We start from the raw sequence: 18,979 nt of genomic DNA on the forward strand, positions 1-18,979 counted from the left end.
TCTAGACCGTTTCATCGACAGGCGGTGTCAGGTGGGGGTTTGAACCGGGTTTCGCCTTCGCCCGCTCGCGCAGGCGCTGGAACGTCACGTAGAGCATCGGCACCATGAAGATCCCGATCGAGCTGGCGGCGAGCATGCCGGCGAAAACGGCCGTGCCGACGGCACGGCGGCTGAGCTCGGCGGCACCGGTTGCGATGACGAGCGGCAGGAGACCGAGGATGAACGCAACCGACGTCATCATGACCGCGCGGAAGCGCATATGTGCCCCCTGGATCGCCGCATCGTGGAGCGCCACGCCCGCCTCGCGTTGCTCCTTTGCGAACTCCACGATCAGGATGCCGTTCTTGGCAGCGAGCGCGATCAAGACCACGAGGCCGATCTGGCCATAGAGATCGAGATTGAGGCCGGCGACCTTGATCCCGACATAGGAGCCGAGCACACCGACGACGACCGAGAGCAGCACCGGGATCGGGATCACGGTGCTTTCGTAGAGCGCGACCAGGAACAGATAGGCGAACAATACCGCGAGCATCAGCACGATGCCGGTCTGGCCGGCGGCTTGCTGCTCCTGATAGGCGGTGCCGGTCCATTCGAAGCTGTAGCCCGTCGGCAGCACGGTGTTCGAGATCTCCGCCATGGTTGCAATCGCGGTGCCGGACGAGATGCCTGGCGCCGGGCTGCCGTTCACCGTCACCGAGCGATAGTTGTTGTAGCGGGTGATCACCTGCGGTCCGGTCACGATCTTGATGCCGGCTAGCGAGCGTATCGGCACCATCTGGCCAGTGTCGTTGCGCAAGTAGATCCGCCAGATGTCGGAGATATCGGCGCGATCGAACGCCTCGCCCTGGACGTTGACCTGCCAGGTGCGGCCGTACAGGTTGAAGTTATTGACGTAGATACCGCCGAGCGTCGCCTGCAAGGCGGTGAAGATGTCGCTGACGGTAACGCCGAGCGCCTGCGCCTTGCGGCGGTCGATGTCGAGAAAGATCGAAGGATTGGTCGCCGTGAACGTCGAGAAGACGCGCGCCAGCCTTGGATCGGCGTTGGCGGCGCTGATCAATGCGCTGGTGACGCTGGAGATGGCCGCAGGGCTCTGTCCTTCCAGCGCCTCGAGCTGGTATTCGAACCCGCCGGAGGTGGAGAGGCCGATGATCGGCGGCATGTTGAAGGGCAGCACGTTTGCCTGCGGGATCTGCGCACCGGCTGCGAAGGTTTGCGCGATTAACGCCTGTGCAGAATCGGCCGCAGCCTTGCGATCGGCAAAAGGCTTGAGTCGGGTCACGACCAGCGCGCTGTTCGGCTCGGATGCCCCGTCGAGCAGTGAGAAGCCGATGACGGCGAGCACGTGATCGACTGCCGGCATTTTCTTCAGGATGTCTTCGATCTTTTGGGTGACCTCGCTGGTGCGTGCGACCGACGCGCCGTCGGGGAGTTGCACCGATGTGAAGAAGGCGCCCTGGTCTTCCTCGGGGAGGAAGCCCGTCGGCGTGATCAGCGACATGCCGAAGATCGCACTCGCGAACACGACAGCCAGCAGGAGGGAGAGGGTCGCCATGCGCAACAGCCGGCGAACGCCGCTGCTGTAGCACTCGCGCAGCCAGTCGATGCCGCCAAGCACGCGCCCGATGATGCCGCCCCTAGGTCCGGTGTGGCGCAGGAACAGCGCGCAGAGCGCCGGCGACAGTGTCAGCGCGTTCAATGCCGAGATGATCATCGCTGCGCTGATCGTGACCGCGAACTGGCGAAACAGCGTGCCGGAAATGCCCGGAATGAACGCGATTGGTACGAACACGGAGAGCAGCACCAGCGTGATCGCGATGATCGGTGCAGTGATCTGCGTCATGGCCTTCTTGCTGGCCTCGACCGGGGACAGATCCGGCTCCTCCTCCATGACGCGTTCCACGTTCTCGACCACCACGATCGCGTCGTCCACCACGATGCCGATGGCGAGCACCATTGCGAGCAGCGACACCGTATTGGCCGAATAGCCGACCACCAGCAGCACGGCGAAAGTGCCGATCAGGCTCACGGGAACAGCCACGGCCGGGATCACGGTGGCGCGGAGATTGCCAAGGAAGAGGTACACCACGATCACGACCAGGACGAAGGCCTCGGCAAGCGTCCGCAGGACTTCGGTGATCGTATCCCACACGAAGCTCGTGGAATCGTATTGCACGAGGTAGCCGAGCCCGGTCGGGAAACGCTTGGACAGGCGTTGCATCGTGGCCGCGACTGCCTTCGCGGTCGTCACGGCGTTGGCGCCCGGTACAAGATAGATCGCGATCGGCACGGCAGAGCGTCCATCGATCCGCGCTTCGCTGTCGAGGTTTTGCGCGCCCATCTCGACCCGCGCAACGTCCTTCACCAACAGCGAGGAGCCGTCCGGATTCGCGCGCAGCACGATGTTGGCGAATTGATCGGTGGTGGCGAGTCGGCCAAGGGTTTGCACATTGAACTGGAATTGCTGGTCATCGCTGATCGGCCGCGCACCGATGCGGCCGACCGGCGCCTGAACGCTTTGCGTACGGATCGCGGCAATGACGTCCGACGGAGTCAGATTGAGGCTGGTCAGCCGCTGCGTATCGAACCAGATCCGCATCGAGTAGTTCATCTTGGCGAACAGATTGGTCTGGCCGACGCCCGGCGTGCTGGCGAGGGCATCAAGCACGTTGATGATGGCGTAGTTGGTGATGAAGAGTGGATCCTGCTGTCCGTCGGCGCTGTAGAGCACCAGGAATTGCAGGATGGCCGAGGACCGCTTGCGTACCGTCACGCCCTGCTGCTGGACCTCCGTCGGCAATTGCGACAGCGCGCTCTGGACGCGGTTGTTGACGTTGACGGTGTTAATGTCTGGATTGGTGCCGAGCGCGAACGAGACCGTCAGCGTGTAGGTGCCGTCATTGGCGCTGGTCGATTTCATGTAGAGCGCGCGGTCGACGCCGATGACTTGCGCCTCCAGTGGCTGGGCGACGCTGCCTTCGACCACCTCCGCCGATGCCCCGGGGAAGGTAGCGGAGACCGAAACCTGCGGCGGCACGATGTCCGGAAACTGCGCCACCGGGATCTGCGTCAGCGCGAGCGCGCCGGCGATGGTGATGATGAACGCGATCACCATCGCCAGTCGGGGACGATCGATGAAGATCGCGGACATCATGGCTTGGTGCCCACCGCTTTGCCGGAAGTGCCGGTGTCGCCCGTAGCGGCGTTCATGTTCGACAGGATCAGCGGGCTTGCCGGACCGGGTGCGACGACTTGGCCGGGACGGGCCCGCTGCAGGCCCTCGACAATGACCCTGTCACCGGCGGTGAGCCCGCTGATCACGGCGGCAATGGTCGGCGTCGATTGTCCAAGCTTGATGCGGTGTTGCTCGGCCTTGTTGTCCGCACCGACGGTGAGAACATAATCACCCTGCTGGTCCGAGAGCACGGCAGAGCGGGGGATTGCCAGCACCTCGACCGGCTCGACGCCTTCGAGCACGACGGTGACGAATTCGCCGTCGGTGAGTTCATGAACGGTCACGCCCGCGGCCGAAGGTGCCCGCAGGATGGGGTTGGCGATCTCGCCGCGCACGGTGACCGTGTCGGTGTTTTGCGCGATGGTGTTGTCGACGAAATTCAGCTTGCCGGATTGGCCATACATGCGGCCGTCGGGGAGTCGCAACCTGATCACCACGGCTTCCAGGCCGCCTTTCGGACCATAGCGCTCGCGCAATTCCAGCCCCTGGCGAAGCGGCACGGGGAAGGTGACGTACATCGGGTCCTGGCTGACGATGGTGGTCAGCACGCCTGAACTCGGACTGACGACGTTGCCTTCGGTGACCGAGGTGCGTCCGATCTTGCCGTCGATCGCTGCGCTGATCACGGTGTAGTCGAGATTGATCCGGGACGCCTCGACCTGTGCCTGCGCGGCCTGAACCTGCGCTTCCAGGCTGCGCTGGTTCGCGATCGCCGCGTCATAGGTCGATTGCTGTCCGGCCGGTCCGCCGAGCAGCGTGCGTGCGCGCTCGGTGGTCAGTTTGGCATTCTCGAGCGTCGCTTGGAGCTGTGCTACCTGTGCCTGCTTTGCCTCGAGGTCGGCTTCGAAGGGGCCGCGTTCGAGATGATAGAGCTGATCCCCAGTCTTGATTTCAGCGCCTTCGACGAACAGCCGCTTTTCCAGAAACGCGGTGACGCGTGCGACGACGTTGACGCGATTGATCGCCTCGATCCGCCCGATGAATTCGTTGCTCTCGGTGATCGGCCGCTCGGCCGCTTCCACGACACCGACCGCAGCAGGGCCAGTGGGAGCAGCCTGGGTCCAGGCTGTCCCGCCGGTGAAGATCGTCACAAGGCTTGCCGCCAGCAGTCTGACCGAGGCTTGCGCAAGGTCCATCATCTGCTCCTTGCTCCGGCCTGGAAAATCAGTAGCTCAGGCCTCGCTTACTCCCGTGGCGTGCGGTTGCTGCGTGCAGGCTCGTCGTAGCCTTTGCGACGGCTGTAGAACATCAGCGCGATCAGGCCGCAGCCCGAGACCAGTATGAAGATCGCGGCGACTCCCAGGATGATGTTGCCGTAGAGCGGCATGGGCGTCGCCTGCCACACAGCGACGCAATACCAGGTGGCCACAATGAGAAGGACGGCCAGCACGGCCGCAAGGAGCCATTGGTTCTTCGTGTGCATGGTGTCCTCCATCGTCTGGTTGAGAGCCCGAATCGTCGTCATGACAAACCCGCCGCCGAAGGACTGCGTCGGTTTGCGACGGCTCTAGCGCCACCGCCATCCGCATTGACGACGACCGCGATGCCACCAGCAGACCCAGCGGCGCCTGCGCCGCGGCGGCGGTGGCGGCGGTCGCCCCCAACCGGGTCCGGGTCCCCAACCGGGGCCAGTTCCAGGTCCCCAGCCGGGTCCAGGTCCCCATTGCGCTTGCGTCACGAGATCGGATGGCGTCCCGGCCTGCCCGAGATCGGGGGCGATCGGCATGGCTTCCGCGGTCTCGATCAAGCGAACGCCGATGGCGCCGATTGCTACGGCGGCAACGGCATTCTGGGCAAAGCCGAGGAAAGCACGGCGAGTGGGAACGTCCATCATCTTCTCCTCTCTTGTCACGCAGTCCGCCGCACGGACTGCAGCGCGTAGAGCAGCCACGCCAGGCCGTGCGAAATGAGGTCGACCCCCAGCAGGAATCCGAGGGCCCAGATGCTGATGTCGGGGAATCCGAGCAGGATCACGAGACCTGCGAGCGTTGCAAAGGCGCCGGAGATGAGCATCATCCATCCGTTCTGCCGCCAATGCGCGAAACTCAGCACGCAGCGAATGGCGCCCGAGGCGAACAGTATCGCGCCGAGGAAGTAGGTCAGGATGAGAGCGCCTGACACAGGCTGGCCGAGCAGCAGGAAACCGAGCCCCAGATAGAGCACGCCAAGCAGAACCTGCCACAGGAAGCCGCCCCATCCTTTGGTCCAGAAGGCGTGCATGATCTCGAACGCGCCGGCCGCGATCGCGATCACGCCGATCAGCTTGACGCTGATGAGAGTTGCAAACACGACGTCGCCGAGAGCAAAGAGGCCGGCGGCGATCAGCACGATGCCAAGAAGCGCGCAGACCCAGAACGGGGGCGGAACGAGCCCCTCGATCTCGGTTCGGCTGTCATAGGCTGTCATGCCATTCTCCTCATCGGCAATGGCTCGATCGACACGCCTGAATGCTAGCTTGGAACCCGCAACGCCGACATCCGACGAAACCCTGAGCAGTGGCGCGGGAATATTCCCATTGGCATGAATGTCGGCGCTGCGCTCACGCGAGAGGCGCGGCGGATCGCTATCGCCGTCCCCTCGGCCCCAGCGTCAGATTCGTGACGCCGGCTGCAAGATTGAGCCCGATCGATCGCTCGATGGAGAGCGGCTGTAGCATGACGCTGCGTCGTGAGCCGCCGATCAGGACATTGGCGCCGAGGCCGGGCCCCAGAGCGAAATTACCACTCGCGCCCACATAGTTGCCGCGCAAGGTGCCGGGGCCGATGCGCGAATTCTTCGCGAGCACGGCCCAGGAGAGGGTGCCTGCGCTCGTCACGCCGATATCAAGGCCAACGCGGCGGATCCGCCCCTCATAGATGTACTGCCGGGCCGGGTTTCGCGCATAGAATACACAGCGCAGCGTCTGCGCCGATCCGAGCACCAGCCCGACGCGCGGGTTGCTGAAACACAGGAGCCGGCCGACCCTGAAGGTCTCGGCGCACGCGGGCAGGGTGAATGTGGACAGCAGCGCCGATGCGCCGATCACTGCAACGATCCGTGTCATTCGCATGTCACGCCTCCATGTGCGTCTTGGTGTCGGCGGCCGCGGCTCCCGGCCGCCGGTCCTGGCGAAGCCAGAAGGTAAGACCAAGGCCGATGAGGAGCATGGCGCCCAGCAGAAAGAAGAGGAACGACTGCTTCAGCCAGGATATCGCCGGAACGGCCAAGCCCATCGCAAGGCCGAGGAAGGCAATTTGCAGCGACAGAAGACTGACGCCCGCCAGGAACGTTCCGAGCGCGAGCAAAGTCAGAAGAACAAGGCCGGTTGCCGGTGTCGGAAGCAACTGCTGCACGCCCGACACCAGGATGATGTTCATCGTAATCAGGACGGCGACCCAGTGCAGCGCCTGTGTCCAGATCAACCGCAACTTGGCTTCCTTAGCCTCGACCTCCGGCCATTTCGTGATGACGCAGACCACGCCGATGGCGAGTGCCAGGAACTCCCAATAGCCGACCAGGGGCTGGTGCGAGACATTGGTGTAGGCGACGCCCGCAATCGCCAGCACCAGCGCCACGACATAAGGAAGCTGCTGCCACAGGAAATGGGCCATGCTCGAATACGTTGGGTGAGCGTCGCCGCTCTCCGCCTGCTGCGTATCCATCTCGCGCTCAGTGTTGTTCATGGGTCACCCACGCGTGATTTGCCGTTGCCGAGCGTCAGTCTGGGGCCATCGCCGAGGTAGTCCTCGACGTAGAATCGGATGATCGCGACCCGGCCGATGGCAACCAGCGGCATCGCCAGCGCAATGCCCATGACGCCGAACAGCGCGCCCAACAGAACGATCGCGACCAGGGTCCAGGCCGGCGGGATTTCCACGGCGTGGCGCTGGATCAGCGGGCCGATCACATAGCCTTCGACTGATTGGATGATGGTGTAGACCACCATGGCCCAGATCAGCAGTGAGCCGCCGAGAGGCATCGCGACGAGCGCAATCGGAATGGCGGCAACGATCGGCCCGAGATAGGGGATGAAATTCGACAATCCCGCCTGCAGCCCAAGCACGAACGGACCGGGCAGCCCGATGAGGTAAAGCGCGACCCAGACGCACAGCGTCATCAGGATGATGCGGATCAGTTGTCCGACGAACCAGAGCCGCATGACGTTGCCCATCTCGTCCATCACCTCGCGCGTTCGTGCCCGATATGACGGCTTCACCAGCATCACCAGGCTTTCGCGATGGCTGGTGGGATCGAATGCAAAGAGGATTCCGAGGAACAGGATCACGAGCGTGGCGGTCAGTACGCTCGAGGCGCCTCCCAGCACGAACTGGGCGTGGCTGAGGAGCCGGCCCTGATCGGAGAACAGCCATTGCGCGAAATCCCGGCCCCATTCCGGGCCGAGCAGATCGACGCCGTACGACAACAGGTGCTCCTGGAGGATGTCGAGCTGGGCGTCCATCACCTTGAGCAATATGCGCGTCTGCTCCGGCAGCTTGCGTGCGCCCCACACGAGACCAAGTCCCGACAGAGCAGTGAGGAACAGCAGCACGAGCGTCAATCGCCAGACCCGCTTGAGCGGGAGGGCGGGAGCGAGCGCCCGCGCGGCGGCATCCAGCAAGGCCGCAAACAGCACGCCGGCGAAGACGACGAGGAGGCTCGAAACGGATTGCCACGCCAGGAACAGTGCGACGCATGCGGCAAGCAGAGTGAGTCCAGTCGTGAGCAGGCTGCGCCGGCCGTCGCCTCCGATGGGGTCGGCTTCGTCGCGCCGCACCGCCTCGCGCAGCCTGTCTTGTCCGATCCGGGTGTCGCTCATCGACCGACCAATTCGTGGGATCTCATCCCTTTTTCTAGGTACGAACCCGACGGCTGCCATAGTGTGGATGCTTGCCGCCGCGATGGCGCCAGTAGCGGTGCTTCGTCGGGTTGGTGTTCGTATTGGGTGTGGTGGTGCTGGGCGCGGCTGCGCCTGTTTCTTTCGGCGCGGCCACGCTCTTGGTGTCGGACTGCGCCAGAGAGGGCCACGAAGGTGCGATCGCTGCTGCAAGTCCAAGGATCAGAATACCGCAGAGGGCCCGGGTGTTCATGCTCGCCTCCAATGTACGACCAGCGACTAAGTTCAGATCGAGATAGCTCCGATGGTGAGCGCATAGATACCGGCGCACGCAGCGACCACCAACGCTGCGAATGCGACGGCTTCGAATGGCCTGAAGGTCGGCTCCTTGCGCTCGCGCTTTGCGAGAAAGAATAGCACCGTTCCGGGTGCGTACAGGATGGACGACAGCAGCAGGAACTTGGGACCGCCCGCATAGATCATGCCGGCGGCATAGAGCGTCGCGACGGCCGAGCGGACCCCGTCGACGGTGCGGGCGCGTTCGCCGGCATGGTAAGTTTCGCTTACCGACGCCAGCTTCAGCCCATATGCCGCAACGAAGAAATACGGGATCAGCGTCATCGCACTGGTCATCTTGAGCGCGAGCGTGAAGGCATATTCCGCAAACCAGGTGACGAGCAGGAAAGCCTGGATGACGCAATTGGTGAGCCAGAGCGCGCCCACCGGGACCTGATGCGCGTTCACGTTTGCGAGGAAGGAGGGCATGGTGCGGTTCAGCGCCGCCGAATGCAGGACTTCAGCTGCGAGCAGCGACCATGACAGGTAGTTTCCGAGGATCGAGATCAGCAGCCCGATGCTGATGAAGATGCTGCCCCAGCGCCCGACCATCGCCTCCATCACACCGGCCATCGAAGGCGTCGGAAGCGCCGCCAGTGCCTCGCGAGGCAGCACGCCGTAGGACAGAAGCGTCACGAGGACGAGAAGGCTCAAGACGATCAGGAAGCCGAAAACGGTCGCAACCCCGATATCGGAGCGGTCCCTCGCATAGCGGGAGTACACGCTTGCGCCCTCGATCCCGACGAACACGAAGACGGTGAGCAGCATTGTACCGCGGACCTGCGTGAAGACGTCCGCAAGAGCCGGCTCGTCCGTTCCCCAAAAGCTTTGCGAGAGCCGTTCGGCGTCCACGGCAAAGATCGCCACGGTGATGAACGCCAGGATCGGGACGATCTTGGCGTAGGTTGCGATCGTGTTGAGGGTGGTCGCTCCCTTGATGCCGCGCAGCACCAGGACATGGACGCCCCACAGCAGCACGGATGCCGCCGCGATCGCCGTCGGCGTCGTGCCATCGCCGAACATGGGAAAGAACTGCCCGAGCGTGGCCTTGATCAGGATGAGACAGGTGACGTCGGCAAGACAGCAGCCAATCCAATAGCCGGCGGCGCAAGCAAAGCCGATGTAATCGCCGAATCCGGCCCTGGCGTAAGCATAGATGCCGGCGTCGAGCTCCGGCTTGCGGCGTGCGAGCGCCTGGAACACCAGCGCCAGCATCAGCATGCCGGTACCGGCAATGACCCAGGCGATGATCGCCCCAAGCACGCCCGTGGCGCGACCGAAGGATGCGGGCAATGCGAAGATGCCCGAACCCACCATCGACCCGATCACGAGCGCGGTGAGCGCACTGCGTGACAGCGTTTGAGCGGCCTCGTTCGACGAAGGAGCCATGACAGAGAATGGCCTTCCGATCGGAAATGGGCCTGATACGACAGTCCGCGGGGAATCGCGGGATGGCGGCCGGCCGACAAGCCTGCAACCTTAGAGGCGGTTTTCCCGCCCGCACATCAGGGATTCTCTGTAGAGGGCGATGGCCGTAAATCGGCATCGCCGGCCTCGCGCGGAGCGCCGCCTTCAGGCTTCTGCAACCTGTTGGTCGGAACGCGACGGCGAACCGGCTGCCGCCGCCCGCGCCACGAATACGAAGCTCGACCGAAAGAACTCGCCTGTCTTGGCGAGCTCGGCTGCCAGCCGCCTGGCGTGCTCCAGCGCCGCATCCAGATCGGCGTGCTCGCATCCGGTCAGGTCCGGGAACAAGCCATATCGATCGACGATGTGAAAGAAGTAGCGCATGCGGCTGCATTAAGCTCGCGCGTGGACGGCTTCCAGTGACAAACCCGTAAGGCGCCTCCGCCAAAGGGATGACAAGCGGTCCGGCAGCTTGCGCTCCCGTAAGGTCGAGGCGAGCCTCCCCGGACTAGGGGAATCCTACCTCGGTTCCTCGGGTGATCAGCCGATGTCCGGGACCTGCGCATCGGAATAGCCTGATCTGATCCCGTCGACGCGCGAGAGGAGGAAAGCGATGTCGAACTATGATCAGAATCTGGCGGCCTCAGGCCAGGCCGGCGGCAGCGCGATTGCGATTGACGCCGGACTGCGCGACTACATGTTGCGGATCTACAATCACATGGCCACGGGTGTCGGCGTGACTGCGGTTGCGGCGTGGCTGGCCTACCAGCTGGTTGATCCCGCCTGGCTGCAAAGTCCGGTGATGTGGATCTTCATACTGGCGCCGCTCGCGCTGGTATTCTTTCTGGGATCGCGCATCAATACGCTGTCGGTCTCCACCGCACGGCAGCTTTTCTTTCTCTATGCCGCGCTCGTCGGCATATCGCTCTCGATCCTGCTCCACATCTACACGAGCGCCTCGATCACACGCGTGTTCTTCGTCACCGCAGCGACCTTCGGCGCACTCAGCCTATTCGGATACACGACGCGGCGCGACCTGTCCGGGGTCGGCACCTTCCTGTTCATGGGCCTGATCGGCATCATCATCGCCAGCCTGGTCAACCTCTTCCTGAGGTCGACCGGGCTCGACTGGCTGATCTCGATCGTAGGTGTCGGCGTCTTTGCAGGCCTCACGGCTTACGACACGCAGCGCATCAAGGCGATGTACGACAGCGCGGACGATGAGACGTCGGCAGGCCGGAAGTCCGTTCTCGCCGCGCTGTCGCTCTACCTCAACTTCATCAACCTGTTCATGATGCTGCTGCGCCTTCTCGGCAATCGTCGCTGAAGCGGCGGAAGGCGGCGTCAAGCCGCCGGCCGCTCCGCTGCGCTGGCGAGCGCGTCGCGCAGCATCTTTTCCTTGCTCTCGTCCAGCGATGTCTTCAGCACGACGCCGCCGGCGTCCTTGATCTCCTTGAGCACCTTGTCCGCCGTCATGTGCTTGATCAGGACGAACAAGGCTGCGTTGCCGGTGTGGAGGTTACCGGACAGTTCCTTCATGAAGGCATCGTCGATGCCGAAATCGGACAGCGCGCCGCCGAGCGCGCCCGACGCCGCCCCGACCGCGACACCGAGAATCGGGTTCAGGAACAAGACGCCGATCAGGAGCCCCCAAAAGCTTCCGGTCATCGCTCCCACGGCCGTCGTGTTGACGAGCTGATTGAGCTTGATGCCGCCGGTATCGGTTTTGACGGCGATCACGGCGTCGCTGATGGTGATGAGGTATTCCTTCTGCAATTTGAGGAGCCGCTGACGCACCTCCTCGGCTTTTGCCTCGGTCGGGTACACGATCGCGACGAGATCGGACATCGAAACCTCCTTAAGCTTTAAGCTTTGTCGGCTGGGCGGAATGCTGCTGATGGTGCGCTCCGGCGCGACGGTAGTCCGCGGGCGCTACGCACGGCATCGGAGAAAACCCTGGGCTCAAAGGATGAATGTTCTGATGCGCGAAGGGGCACGCGCGAGGCGATCGGCGTCGTCGCCGGCGAGGAGGGAAATCCTGATCCGCGACTAGGTAATCACCCGATATTCCCTGCAGGTCCGAAAGCGCATGGTCGCAAGCATCGACAATAGCCGATTGGCGAGGACGCTTCCGACTGCGCGAGGCCTCCATGACTACGACGTCATCGATCCAGAAGCTTTCGCTGTTTGCGCTGACTGCGATGGTGGTCGGCTCGATGGTCGGCTCGGGCATCTTCTCGTTGCCGCGGACCTTCGGTATCGCAACCGGTCCGTTCGGAGCCATCTTTGCCTGGTGCATCGCCGGCGGCGGCATGTACACGCTGGCCCGCGTTTTCCAGTCGCTGGCCGAACGCAAGCCCGATCTCGACGCCGGCGTCTATGCCTATGCCAAGGCGGGATTTGGCGACTATCCGGGCTTCCTCTCGGCACTCGGCTACTGGTCCGGGAGCTGCATCGGCAATGTCTCCTACTGGGTGCTGATCAAGTCGACGCTCGGCGCGTTCTTTCCCGTGTTCGGCGATGGCAACACTGTCACCGCGATCATCGTCGCTTCCATCGGCATCTGGCTGTTCCACTTCATGATCTTGCGCGGCGTGCAGCAGGCGACCGCGATCAACACCATCGTCACCATCGCCAAGATCGTGCCGATCCTGGTCTTCATCGCGATCCTGATCTTCGCCTTCAAGGCGGACATGTTCCGCGCCAATTTCTGGGGCGGCGAGGGCATGCCGGACAAGAGCCTGTTCGAGCAGATTCGCGCGACCATGCTGGTCACGGTGTTCGTCTTTCTCGGCATCGAGGGCGCCAGCGTCTATTCGCGCTATGCCAGGGAGCGTTCCCATGTCGGAGCTGCAACGATCCTCGGCTTCGTGATCGTGACGAGCCTGATGGTGTTCGTCACCATGCTGCCCTATGCCGTGCTCCCGCGCGCCGAGATCGCGGATATGCGCCAGCCGTCAATGGCGACGGTGCTGGAGGCGGTCGTCGGGCATTGGGGCGCCGTCTTCGTCAGTATTGGACTCCTGATCTCCGTGTTGGGCGCCTATCTCGCCTGGTCGCTGATCTGCGCCGAAGTGCTCTCTGCCGCCGGCCGGACGCGAGACATGCCGGCGGTGTTCGGCACGGAGAACGCGAACAAGGTGCCGGCCGCGGCGCTGTGGTTGACGAACGTGGTCGTCCAGCTCTTCGTCATTAGCACCTATTGGTCGCGAGACGCCTTTGCATTCATGCTCAATTTGACGAGCGTCATGAACCTCATTCCGTTTTTCCTGGTCGCCGCCTATGGGCTCTTGCTGGTCAGTCGGGGCGAGACCTATGAGAAGCGTCCGGACCAGCGCAGACGCGACATGATCTTCACCGGCATCGCCGTCGTCTACACGCTGTTCCTGATCTATGCGGCCGGGATGAAATACCTGCTGCTGGCCGCCATTCTCTACGCGCCCGGTACGGTTTTGTACTTCTGGGCTCGACTGGAGCAGAAGGCAAAGGTCTTCAAGCCGGTCGAATGGATCATCTTCATCGTGGCTGTGGTCGGCGCTGTGGTCGGGATTCACGGACTGGCCACCGGCTACATCACCATCTAGGCAAGACCCTCTAAGCAAGGCAGTTGCCATGGCAAAGCAAGCTTCGGATTCCTCCACTGCATTCGGCGTGCATTCTGAGGTCGGACAGTTGCGCAAGGTGATGGTCTGCTCGCCGGGCCGCGCCCATCAGCGCCTGACGCCCTCCAATTGCGACACGCTGCTGTTTGACGACGTGCTCTGGGTCGACAACGCCAAGCGCGATCATTTCGATTTCGTGCAGAAGATGCGCGACCGCGGCATCGAAGTGGTCGAGATGCACAACCTGCTCACCGAGACCGTCGCGATCCCCGAGGCCAGGAAATGGATTCTCGACAACCAGGTCGTTCCCAACCAGGTCGGGCCGGATCTCGTCGATGACCTGCGCGCCTATCTGGAAAGCCTCAAGCCGCGTGACCTGGCCGAAACCTTGATCGGCGGTGTTTCCACCTACGATTTTCCGGACGCCCATGGCGGCGAAACGCTGCGGCTCATTCGCGAGGCAGCCGGCATGACCGAGTATCTGCTGCCGCCACTGCCGAATACGCTGTACACGCGCGATACGACCTGCTGGATCTATGGCGGCGTCACCCTAAATTCGCTCTTTTGGCCGGCGCGGCATGAAGAGCCGATCCTCGCGACGGCCATCTACAAGTTCCATCCGGATTTTGCAGGCAAGGTCAACGTCTGGTGGGGTGACCCGACCCAGGATCATGGCCTTGCAACGCTGGAAGGCGGCGACGTGATGCCGATCGGCAAGGGCAACGTCCTGATCGGCCTCAGCGAGCGTACCTCGCGGCAGGCGATCAGCCAGCTTGCTGCGGCCTTATTCAAGAAGAAGGCGGCCGAGCGCGTGATCGTGGCCGCAATGCCCAAGCTCCGCGCAGCGATGCATCTCGATACAGTGTTTACCTTCGCCGATCGCGACTGTGTGCTGATCTATCCCGACATCGTCGATACCATCAGGGCGTTCTCGTACCGGCCCGCAAACAACGCCACCGGCATCGAGTTGCGCAAGGACGACAAGCCGTTCGTGCAGGTCATCGCGGAAGCACTGGGCCTGAAGAAGCTGCGCGTCATCGAGACCGGCGGCAGCGCCTATATGCGCGAGCGCACGCAGTGGGACAGCGGTGCCAATCTGGTCTGCGCGTCGCCCGGGGTCGTATTCGCCTACGACCGCAACACCTACGCCAACACTTTGCTGCGCAAGGAGGGGATCGAGGTCATCACCATCGTCGGCGCAGAACTCGGCCGTGGCCGGGGGGGCGGTCACTGCATGACCTGTCCGATCACGCGGGATGCGGTGGACTATTAGGCGGCAGACCTGAGCGCTCGGTGACCGTGGCGGAATAGGTTCCGCCGCCACGTCGAGAGAGGCATCTTCGGAGGCCTTTTAGTATCTGTTGCATTGATGTTGAGCGTCGGCCCGCGGCCGGTTTGGCACGAAATGCACAGTCGTGCGCTTGATCTCACATATTCGGGATTTCAATCCGCACAGGGCTCTACTTGGTAGTGTACCCGGCCCGGGGGTGTATAATCGCGCAAGCCCGAGGGCGCGGGTTCTGATCCAGAGATGATCATCCGGCGTAGCGTCGAGGGGCAGGGAGCGACTCTCGCGTTCGGGAACATTGAAGGCTTGGCATTGAGCTTCGATGCCGAGGTCGCTCAAAAAGTGAGTGCGTACCGTGAAGCTACGTGGCTCTCCCATCTGCGAGTCAAGTCGAGCCGGCGTCGGGGAATGGCTGCCAATCGGTCCGGAGGAACAACTGGCCGACGCGCAGCCGAACGCCAACCTGGTGTCGCTCCAGGAGTGTATCCAGCAGCGGATCGCGTCCGATCTTCACGATTCGACCTGCCAGTATCTGATCGCCGCGAGCCTCGGCCTGATGCGTCTGCGCAGCTGCCTGAATGATCCGGCTGGAGCTGCGCGGCTATGTGACGAGATTGATGCCTCGATCGACGAAGCGCTGCGGGAAATCCGAGCGTTCGCCTATCTGCTGCACCCGCAGAATCTGACCGTCGACGGTCTGAAAGCAACGATTGAACGCTATTCGCGGGGATTTTCCGCGCGGACATCCCTGCACGTCACGACCAGGATTTCGTCGGATATCGATCGCTTGTCGCGAGACAAGCAGCATGCGTTGCTTCGGGTCATCCAGGAGGCCCTCACGAACGTCTTTCGTCATGCGAAGGCGACGGAAGTGAGAATCGCCATCGCCTCGACCGGCAGCCATTTTCAACTGACGGTCAGTGACAACGGGCGAGGATTTCCGGCTGACCGTACGAGATCCGGCACGAGGGCTGTGATGGGCGTCGGCATTCCGGCCATGCGGGCCAGATTGCAGCAGATTGGAGGCACTCTGCATTTCCAGTCCGACTCGGCGGCGCGACATTCCGGCACCACATTGCTGGCGGTGTTGCCGCGCGATTTCGTCGCAAGCAAACGCAACAGGAAGACCACAACAGTGGCGAGGGTCCACGCAGGCACATCGTGAAGGAAGAAAACTGATCACCGGTGGTGGCCGAAATCATCTCTCGCGCCTGGCGTCTGGGGCAGCCACCGTGTCAAGAAAATGGAGTGCGCTGCCATGAAGCGGTTTCTCATTGCAGATGATCACGAGGCCGTGCGGTCGGGCTTGCGAGCCGTGCTCGAGCAGCGGGCGGATTGGGAGGTGGTCGCTGAAGCCAATGACGGCAGCAAGGCTGTTGCCGCTGCGATCGCCAACCAGCCCCACGTCGCCATCGTCGATTTTTCCATGCCGCGCATGACGGGGGTGGAAGTCGCGCGGCGGATCAGGGAATACCCGCTTCAGACCGAGGTGCTGATCTTCACGGTGCACAATTCCAGCCTGCTCGCGCAGGAGGCGTTCCAGGCAGGTGCGCGCGCCTTCCTGCTGAAGTCCGACGCCAACAAGCTGCTGCTGGCGGCGGTCGAGGCGCTCCTGGCGCACAAGCCGTTCTGTAGCAGGAGCTGTCAGAACGAACTGGATCGCGGCGTGGCCCCCGGCATGGACAGCAGGCAGGCGCTCACCCCGCGTGAGCAGCTCGTCGTCAAGCTGGTTGCGGAGGGCTACAGCAACAAAGGCATCAGCTCCATCCTGGACCTCAGCGTCAAGACGACGGAGGCGCACCGGGCGGCGGCGATGCGCAAGCTCGATGTGAATTCGACGGCCGGACTGGTCCGTTACGCGGTGCGGGCCGGGCTGATCGAGGTATGAGGCCTTTGAGTACAATCGCCGAGGGATTTCAGGGTTTTGTGGGATAACCCGCTGGACCCCGACCGGTATGATCGCTCGATGTTTCTGCCGGTCGCCTCCATCGATCGCCCGATGGGCTCGCGGGCCGGCATACGGGAACGACGTCGTGAAGCGCATCGTGATTGCGGATGATCATGAAGTCGTGCGCTCCGGGCTGCGGGCGATCGTCGAAACCCGCTCCAACTGGATCGTCAGCGGGGAGGCCACCAATGGCGAGCAGGCGGTCGCGTTGGCGTTGGAGACACGGCCCGATATCGTGATCGTCGACTATTCGATGCCGCTCATGAACGGGCTGGAGGTCAGCCGTCGTCTCAAGGCGCTGCATGTGCGCACGGAAGTGCTGATCCTGACGATGCACGAGAATGAGGAGCTGCTGACCGAGGCCATCCTGGCGGGAGTCCGTGGGTTCCTGTTCAAATCGGACGCCAGGAACCACCTGATTTCCGCCATCGAGGCGCTGCTCGACGGCCGACCTTACTTCACCAGCCTGCTGCTGGAGAAGCTGCTCCACGACTACCAGCTCAACAAGCAGAACAAGTCGGCCATGCTGCTCACCTCGCGCGAGCAGAGCGTGGTTCAGCTCATTGCTGAAGGACATACCAACAGGTCCATCAGCACCATCCTGAAGCTGAGCGTGAAGACCGTCGAGACGCACCGCGCCTCGGCGATGCGCAAGCTCGGAATGTCGTCGACGGCTGAGCTGGTTCGCTATGCCATTCGCAAGAGACTGGTGGCGCCGTGAAGGGTCGCTTGGGGAGGGCCGTATCTCGGTGATGGGCCCCGACGCAGCGCGATCAGCAGCCTCGACAGATCGCCAGCTTGCCGTCGAGGTCGCTCTCTTCGCGTGTGGGCCGAAGGTCGCTCGCAAGAGACGGATCCTCGCTCCGTGTTACCTGCCGCTCGGCGGGCAGAGGTGCATAGTCCAAAAGGCGCGAGTTGGACGTCAGGGTCGGGGGGACCGCCGGATTGGCTGGCGCCGCCAATCCTCCGCCGTGCGCGCTGCCTTTTGCATACGCTGCGGCCGCCGCAACCAGAATAAGGATTACTACTGCGACATGCACTGTGGCTGCTCTCTGCATGTTAGCCTCCGTTCAACTTGCCCGGCGTCGACTACGGCGTCGCGCAAATTATCCATCTGACAGTTTGACGCGGGTAGACAAATCGGTGTGAGTCGCAGCCGTCGTCGATGAATTTTCGTTAAGGCTGGCGGCAAGCGTCGTGACGCGCGAGATTGGAGAGCAAGGTTGGAGATGACCGCTCGTGTGCTGCTCAGCCTGTGATCGTCCAGGCACGGCGGTTGGCGGCAAAGATTTCACCGATCTGGTCCTCCGTGATGATCAGAGCGCCCCTCATGACTCGCTCACCGATCGGCCGCCGTTTCAGCGAGAAGCCAATCCCGAAAGACGACGAGGGGCGGGTGGAGCGTTCGTTCAGACGGCCACACCAGATAGTATCGTTCAGAGCTCTCCATTGGCAGGTTGAGTGCGCGCACGAGGCGACCGCTTGCCAGCTCGTCCTGAATCAGGAATGTGGGAAGAAGCGCAACGCCGACGCCGACCATCGCCGCCTGGGCAACCGTGGCAAACTGATCGAAATACATCGTCTGGGCTGACGCGCCTGCAACGCCCTGCGCAAGGAACCATTGGTCCCATGCGTTCGGGCGCGTCGAGATGCTGAGCAGCAATGCCTTCCTGATGTCGCCCGCCGTGCGAAAGTGGAATTGCTTCCTGAGCTCTGGACTGCAGGCGGGAACGACTTCCTCCGAGCGCAGCAGGATCATCTCGGCGCCCGGCCAGTTCGGTGATCCGAAATGGATCGCTGCATCCAGCGGCTCGGAACGAAAATCGAAGTAGGACAGGCGCGTTGCAAGATTGACGGTGACGCCCGGATTCTGCGCCAGAAATCTTGGAAGGCGTGGCGCCAGCCAGCGCGTGCCGAACGTCGGCAGGATCGCCAGATTGAGCGTGCCGCCCCTCGGATTGGCCCGCAGGTTAAACGAGGCGGTGCTGATCTTCCGCAGCGCGTCGCGAATCTCGCGCGCATAGGCTTCGCCGGCGGGCGTCAGCCGAATGGTCTGGCGCGCGCGGACGAAGAGTTCGACATCGAGCTGCTCTTCTAGCGACTTGATCTGCCGGCTGACGGCTCCCTGGGTCAGGCTGAGCTCTTTGGCTGCCAGCGTCACGCTGCCGGTGCGCGCCGCCGCTTCAAACGCGGCGAGGAGGGCGGTTGACGGCAGGAAGCGGCGGGTCGGCTGCATCTTATTCCAGAATGGAATGATCTATTGAATAATTGTCGTTTCCGGGCGTTGAAAAGGCAAGAATACTTCGAATACTTCATGCTAATTTCGCATGACTATTGTGGCAGTCCCGGC

19 protein-coding genes are annotated in these 18,979 nt (G+C 62.9%); 6 read left to right on the forward strand and 13 right to left on the reverse strand.

What is annotated here, in order from left to right:
* Position 1: 1 nt before the first annotated feature.
* The 11 genes from SO140_RS02080 to SO140_RS02130 form a co-directional block, all read right to left on the reverse strand.
* Positions 2 to 3,154, reverse strand: coding sequence for an efflux RND transporter permease subunit (locus SO140_RS02080; protein WP_498542247.1), 3,153 nt, complete (start codon positions 3,152 to 3,154; stop codon positions 2 to 4).
* Positions 3,151 to 4,371 (reverse strand): efflux RND transporter periplasmic adaptor subunit, encoded by a 1,221-nt coding sequence (locus SO140_RS02085; protein ID WP_449377365.1) that lies wholly within the window; start codon positions 4,369 to 4,371, stop codon positions 3,151 to 3,153. Before SO140_RS02085 ends, SO140_RS02080 begins: the two co-directional genes overlap by 4 nt.
* 47 nt (positions 4,372 to 4,418) lie before the next feature.
* On the reverse strand, positions 4,419 to 4,700 hold the full coding sequence (locus tag SO140_RS02090) for a hypothetical protein (RefSeq protein WP_449377364.1): 282 nt from the start codon (positions 4,698 to 4,700) through the stop codon (positions 4,419 to 4,421).
* Positions 4,701 to 4,742: 42 nt separating this feature from the next.
* Positions 4,743 to 5,066 carry a twin-arginine translocation signal domain-containing protein gene (locus SO140_RS02095; RefSeq protein WP_498542248.1) on the reverse strand — a complete coding sequence of 108 codons (324 nt, stop codon included), beginning with the start codon at positions 5,064 to 5,066 and terminating at the stop codon, positions 4,743 to 4,745.
* A gap of 17 nt (positions 5,067 to 5,083) precedes the next feature.
* Positions 5,084 to 5,641: an HdeD family acid-resistance protein gene (locus tag SO140_RS02100; protein WP_498542249.1), complete on the reverse strand. Its 558-nt coding sequence runs from the start codon at positions 5,639 to 5,641 to the stop codon at positions 5,084 to 5,086.
* A gap of 157 nt (positions 5,642 to 5,798) precedes the next feature.
* A complete protein-coding gene (locus SO140_RS02105) occupies positions 5,799 to 6,284 on the reverse strand; it encodes a DUF992 domain-containing protein (protein WP_449377361.1) in 486 nt (161 codons plus the stop codon).
* 1 nt (position 6,285) lies between these two features.
* The gene (locus SO140_RS02110; protein WP_449377425.1) at positions 6,286 to 6,876 is read right to left on the reverse strand and encodes a hypothetical protein; all 591 of its coding nucleotides are present in this window, start codon (positions 6,874 to 6,876) and stop codon (positions 6,286 to 6,288) included.
* Positions 6,877 to 6,893: 17 nt separating this feature from the next.
* On the reverse strand, positions 6,894 to 8,030 hold the full coding sequence (locus SO140_RS02115) for an AI-2E family transporter (RefSeq protein WP_498542250.1): 1,137 nt from the start codon (positions 8,028 to 8,030) through the stop codon (positions 6,894 to 6,896).
* A gap of 34 nt (positions 8,031 to 8,064) precedes the next feature.
* Entirely contained in the window at positions 8,065 to 8,301 is a 237-nt protein-coding gene (locus SO140_RS02120; protein WP_449377359.1) for a hypothetical protein, read from the reverse strand.
* 32 nt (positions 8,302 to 8,333) lie between these two features.
* Complete coding sequence (locus tag SO140_RS02125) at positions 8,334 to 9,773, reverse strand: basic amino acid/polyamine antiporter (protein ID WP_449377358.1); 1,440 nt, start codon at positions 9,771 to 9,773, stop codon at positions 8,334 to 8,336.
* A gap of 183 nt (positions 9,774 to 9,956) precedes the next feature.
* On the reverse strand, positions 9,957 to 10,175 hold the full coding sequence (locus SO140_RS02130; protein WP_449377357.1) for a DUF6894 family protein: 219 nt from the start codon (positions 10,173 to 10,175) through the stop codon (positions 9,957 to 9,959).
* 229 nt (positions 10,176 to 10,404) lie between these two features.
* On the opposite strand from SO140_RS02130, the gene SO140_RS02135 reads away from it, so the two are divergent.
* A complete protein-coding gene (locus tag SO140_RS02135; protein WP_449377356.1) occupies positions 10,405 to 11,118 on the forward strand; it encodes a Bax inhibitor-1/YccA family protein in 714 nt (237 codons plus the stop codon).
* A 17-nt stretch (positions 11,119 to 11,135) separates the two neighbouring features.
* On the opposite strand, the gene SO140_RS02140 is transcribed toward SO140_RS02135, so the two are convergent.
* Positions 11,136 to 11,639: a DUF1269 domain-containing protein gene (locus SO140_RS02140; protein WP_254113161.1), complete on the reverse strand. Its 504-nt coding sequence runs from the start codon at positions 11,637 to 11,639 to the stop codon at positions 11,136 to 11,138.
* A gap of 302 nt (positions 11,640 to 11,941) precedes the next feature.
* Between SO140_RS02140 and SO140_RS02145 the strand changes: the two genes are divergently transcribed.
* The 5 genes from SO140_RS02145 to SO140_RS02165 all read left to right on the forward strand — a co-directional run bounded on the left by SO140_RS02145 (position 11,942) and on the right by SO140_RS02165 (position 17,350).
* A complete protein-coding gene (locus SO140_RS02145; RefSeq protein ID WP_449377355.1) occupies positions 11,942 to 13,375 on the forward strand; it encodes a basic amino acid/polyamine antiporter in 1,434 nt (477 codons plus the stop codon).
* Positions 13,376 to 13,403: 28 nt separating this feature from the next.
* Positions 13,404 to 14,666, forward strand: coding sequence for an arginine deiminase (arcA, locus tag SO140_RS02150; RefSeq protein WP_498542251.1), 1,263 nt, complete (start codon positions 13,404 to 13,406; stop codon positions 14,664 to 14,666).
* Between the two features lie 370 nt (positions 14,667 to 15,036).
* Complete coding sequence (locus tag SO140_RS02155; RefSeq protein WP_449377353.1) at positions 15,037 to 15,846, forward strand: sensor histidine kinase; 810 nt, start codon at positions 15,037 to 15,039, stop codon at positions 15,844 to 15,846.
* A 93-nt stretch (positions 15,847 to 15,939) separates the two neighbouring features.
* The gene (locus tag SO140_RS02160; RefSeq protein WP_449377352.1) at positions 15,940 to 16,569 is read left to right on the forward strand and encodes a response regulator transcription factor; all 630 of its coding nucleotides are present in this window, start codon (positions 15,940 to 15,942) and stop codon (positions 16,567 to 16,569) included.
* A 145-nt stretch (positions 16,570 to 16,714) separates the two neighbouring features.
* Positions 16,715 to 17,350, forward strand: coding sequence for a response regulator transcription factor (locus SO140_RS02165; RefSeq protein ID WP_027521051.1), 636 nt, complete (start codon positions 16,715 to 16,717; stop codon positions 17,348 to 17,350).
* 618 nt (positions 17,351 to 17,968) lie between these two features.
* On the opposite strand, the gene SO140_RS02170 is transcribed toward SO140_RS02165, so the two are convergent.
* Positions 17,969 to 18,865 carry a LysR family transcriptional regulator gene (locus SO140_RS02170; protein WP_449377351.1) on the reverse strand — a complete coding sequence of 299 codons (897 nt, stop codon included), beginning with the start codon at positions 18,863 to 18,865 and terminating at the stop codon, positions 17,969 to 17,971.
* Between the last annotated feature and the right edge of the window lie 114 nt (positions 18,866 to 18,979).

The organism is Bradyrhizobium sp. UFLA05-108, from assembly GCF_059803455.1.